General features: G+C 73.8%; 1 protein-coding gene. It reads left to right on the top strand.

Going from position 1 to position 4427, the window contains the following annotated elements:
* A partial coding sequence (locus A7A76_RS17450; RefSeq protein ID WP_206412398.1) for an autotransporter outer membrane beta-barrel domain-containing protein occupies window positions 1-4427 on the top strand: 4427 nt, incomplete at both ends.

Here is a 4427-nt window from a genome sequence, read left to right as displayed (position 1 = left end):
GAACCTCGGCAACGCGATCAACCTCGGCGCCGGCGCATCGCTCGGCATCGGCGGCGGCAACGATCTGTCGCTGTCGGGCTCCATCGGTGGGGCAGGCGGTCTGAACTTCAACGGCACCGGCACGCTCGCGCTCAACGGCGCGAACACGTTCGGCGGCGGCCTCGGCCTCAGCGGCGGCGGCAACCTGAGCCTCGGCAATGCGGCAGCGTTGGGCACCGGCGCGTTGAACGTGTCGGGCCTGGGCGGCAACCTCAGCGCCGGCGTTTCCGGCCTGAACCTCGGCAATGCGATCAACCTCGGCGCGGGTGCGGCGCTCGGCATCGGCGGCGCGAACGACCTGGCGTTGTCCGGCATCGTCGGCGGCGCCGGCGGTTTGAACTTCGGCGGCACCGGCACCCTCGCGCTCAACGGCGCGAACACCTTCGGCGGCGGCCTCGGCCTCAGCGGCGGCGGCGGCCTGAGTCTCGGCAACGCGGCGGCGCTGGGCACCGGCGCGTTGAACGTGTCGGGCCTGGGCGGCACCCTGAGCGCCGGTCTGCCGGGTTTGAACCTCGGCAATGCGATCAACCTCGGCGCCGGCGCGGCGCTGGGCATCGGCGGCGCGAACGACCTGTCGCTGTCCGGCATCGTCGGCGGCGCCGGCGGGTTGAACTTCGGCGGCACCGGCACGCTCGCGCTCAACGGCGCCAACACCTTCGGCGGCGGCCTCGGCCTCAGCGGCGGCGGCAACCTGAGTCTCGGTAACGCCGGTGCCTTGGGCACGGGCGCGTTGAACGTGTCGGGCCTCGGCGGCAACCTGAGCGCCGCTGTGCCGGGCCTGAATCTCGGCAACGCGATCAACCTCGGCGCCGGTGCGGCGCTGGGCATCGGCGGCGCCAACGACCTGTCGTTGTCGGGCGCCATCGGCGGCGTCGGCGGCCTGAACTTCGGCGGCACCGGCACCTTGAGCCTCAGCGGCGCCAACAGCTTCGGCGGCGGCGTCGGCTTGAGCGGCGGCGGCAGCCTGAGCCTCGGCAACGCCGGCGCGCTGGGCAGCGGCGCACTGAACGTGTCGGGCCTGGGCGGCAATCTGGCGACCAGCGTGTCCGGCCTGAACCTGGGCAACGCGGTCAACCTCGGCGCCGGCGCATCGCTCGGCCTCGGCGGCGGCAACGACCTGGCGCTGTCGGGCGCGATCAACGGCGCAGGCGGCCTCAACTTCAACGGCACCGGCACGCTCGCGCTCAACGGCGCGAACGGCTTCGGCGGCGGCGTGGGCTTGAGCGGCGGCGGCAGCCTGAGCCTCGGCAACGCGGCTGCGCTGGGCACAGGCGCATTGAACGTGTCGGGCCTGGGCGGCGACCTCAGCGCCGGCGTGGCCGGCCTGAACGTCGGCAACGCGATCGACCTCGGCGCCGGCGCGTCGCTCGGCATCGGCGGCGGCAACGACCTGACGCTGGCGGGCGCGATCGGCGGCGCGGGCGGCCTGAGCGTCGCCGGCCCGGCCGGCCTCACGCTCGCCGGCAACAACAGCTTCGGCGGCGGCGTCGACCTGCTCGGCGGCACCCTGACCTTGGCCAGCAACACCGCGCTCGGCACCGGCGCCTTGGCGGTCGACGGCGCAGCCACGCTGGCTTCGTCCGGCAACGTGGCGGTGAGCAACAACGTCGCGGTGAACGCCGGTCTCAGCTTCGGCGGCAGCGGCAACCTCGGGCTCAACGGCCAGCTCAGCGGCGCGGGCGGCCTCAACGTCGGCGGCACCGGCGCATTGAGCCTGGGCGGCGACAACAGCGGCTTCAGCGGCGCAGTGCAACTGGGCGCGGGCTCCACGGTCGTCGCCAATCGCGATGGCGCGTTGGGCACCGGCGCGGTGACGGTGACCGGCGATGCCAACCTGGGTTCGCTCAGCGGCGCCAGCCTGGGCAATGCGTTCGCGTTGAACGGCGATCTCTCGCTCGCCAATGCCGCGCCGCTGTCGCTGACCGGCGACATCGGCGGCAGCGGCGGTCTCAGCCTGAAGGGGCCGGCCGCGGTCACGCTGAGCGGCAACAACAGCTTCACCGGCGGGCTCGATCTGCTCGGCGGCAACGTCAACCTTGGCAGCAACACCGCGCTGGGCACCGGCACGCTGCAAGTCGGCGGCAACGGCGGCGCGCTGCAGGCCGGCGTCGCCGGTTTGAACGTGGGCAACGCGATCGAGGTGAGCCCCGCGGCCGCGCTGACGCTCGGCGGCGCCAACCCGTTCACGCTCAGCGGCGCGGTCGGCGGCAGCGGCACCTTGCTCAAGGACGGCGCCGCCGCAGTCGCGCTGACCGGCGAAATGTCCGGCTTCAGCGGCGGCTTCGACCTGCGCGGCGGAACCCTCAACGTGGTCGACGGCGTGACTGCGGGCATCGCCAGCGCCGCCGGCACGACCGCGAACTTCGGCGCGTCCGACGACGTGCTGACCCTGTCTCCGTCGGGCGCCATCGCCGGCACCGTCAACCTCGGCGCCGGCAACGACGTGTTCAAGAGTTCCCTGGCCGGACTGGCCGGCGTGACGGGCCGGGTCGACGGGCAGGGCGGCACCGACCTGCTGTCGCTGAGCGGAAGCGGGCAGGGCGTGCTGAACAGCAACGCGTTCGCGGGCTTCGAGAACCTGAGCCTGGTCGGCCCGGGAACGCTGGTCGTGCCCGGCGCAACCACCGCCAACTTCCTCGCCACCTCCATCGGCGACGCCGGCGCGGGCAGCGGCACGCTCGTGATCGACGGAACCCTCGCCGGCAACGCCACGGTCGCGCCGGGCGGCAGCCTGGTCGGCGACGGCAGCATCGGCGGCGCCCTGACGCTGGCCGGAACGCTGGCGCCGAGCGGCCTTCCGGGCGCGACCGGCGCCGCGGCCGGCACCGGCGCGGCCGGCGCGAGCTTGAACGTCGGCAGTTTCGCCAGCGCGCCGGGCTCGAGCCTGATCCTGCGCCAGACCGGCGCCGGCGCCAGCGACAGCGTGATCGTCGCCGGCGCCGCCGCGCTCAACGGCGGCACCGTGGTGGCGGTGCCGCAAGCCGGCGCCTACGCCGACATCACCGACTACCGCATCCTCGACGCGCAAAGCCTGAGCGGCAGCGGCTTCTCCGCGGTCACCCAGAACGCGCTGCCGTTCCTGGCCGCGAGCTTGTTCACCCAAGGCAACGACGTGTTCCTGCGCCTGGAGGAGGCCAACCGCTTCAACGAGTTCCCGGGACTGCCGGCCAACCAGCAGTCGGTCGCCAACGCGCTGCAGGCCCTGGCCGACAGCGGCAACCCCGCGGTCGAGCAGCTCGTCGCGGCCGCGCGCGGCGTCACCGCGGCGCAGGCGGTGCCGATGTTCGACACGCTGACCGGCGAAACCTACGGCTCCTTGCTCAGCGCCTCGCGTTACGGCGCCGAACGCCTGCAGCGCAGCGTCGGCCAGCAACTCGACGTCGGCCGCACCGAGCGCGCCGGCGCCGGCTTCACCGCGTGGGCCACCGGCTTCGGCGGCGACGCCGCGTTCCAGGGCAACGGCACGCTGGCCGACATCGACAACAACCTGTGGGGCCTGACCGTCGGCGCGGACGCGCCGTTCGGCGAAGGCTTCCGCGCCGGCGGCCATCTCGGCATGGCCAGGTCGGACTTCGACGTGCCGCGCCGCGGCGACCGCGCGGACGGCGACCAGTGGTACCTCGGCGTCCACTTCAGCTACGCGCCGCGGCCCGACGGCGGTCCGTGGGTGCAAGGCGCGGCCGGTTACGCCAAGAGCAGCTTCGATGTCACCCGTCCGGTCCACGTCGGCGTGTTCGACCGCACCGCCCGGGCCGACGCCGATGCCGACGGCTGGTACGCGATGGCCGAAGCGGGCTGGCGTTTCGAAACGCCGAGCGCGAGCATCGAGCCGCTGGTCGGCGTCTACCACAGCCGCCTGAGCCTGGACGATGTGACCGAGACCGGCGCAGGCCCCGCCAACCTGCGCGTGGAGGGCAAGGACTACCGCACCACCACGCTCGGCGCGGGCGTGCGTTTCGTCGGCAAGGCCGGGCGCCTGCGTCCGACCTTCGACATCCGCTATCTGCACGATCTGACCGACGACGCGCCGCGCACCCAGAACCACTTCGCCGCGGCGCAGGTGCCCGGGTTCGCGATCACCGGCTTCTCGCCGGACCGCAACCGGATCAACGCGGGCGCGGGCCTGACCTATGCGTTCACGCCCGCCGCCACCGGCTTCGTGGAATACCGCGCGGACTTGAGCGGCGACGATCAGGCCCACTCGGTCCAGGCCGGCTTGCGCTACACCTTCGGCGCGAGCACCCAGGTGGCGGCCGCGTCCGCCGCGCCGTGGGCGCCGGCGCAAGCCGATCTGGCCACCGCGACGCCGCCTGCTGCAGCGGCGGCCGCGACCGCAGCGCCTGCCGGTGGCGGTTCTTCGGGCAACAAACTGCCGGTCGCGGCCGCGG

The sequence above is a fragment of the Lysobacter enzymogenes genome (assembly GCF_017168095.1).
Classification (GTDB): domain Bacteria; phylum Pseudomonadota; class Gammaproteobacteria; order Xanthomonadales; family Xanthomonadaceae; genus Lysobacter; species Lysobacter enzymogenes_D.
The sequence above is the reverse complement of the archived record's forward strand: the minus strand, read 5'-3'. Positions and strand labels throughout refer to the sequence as shown.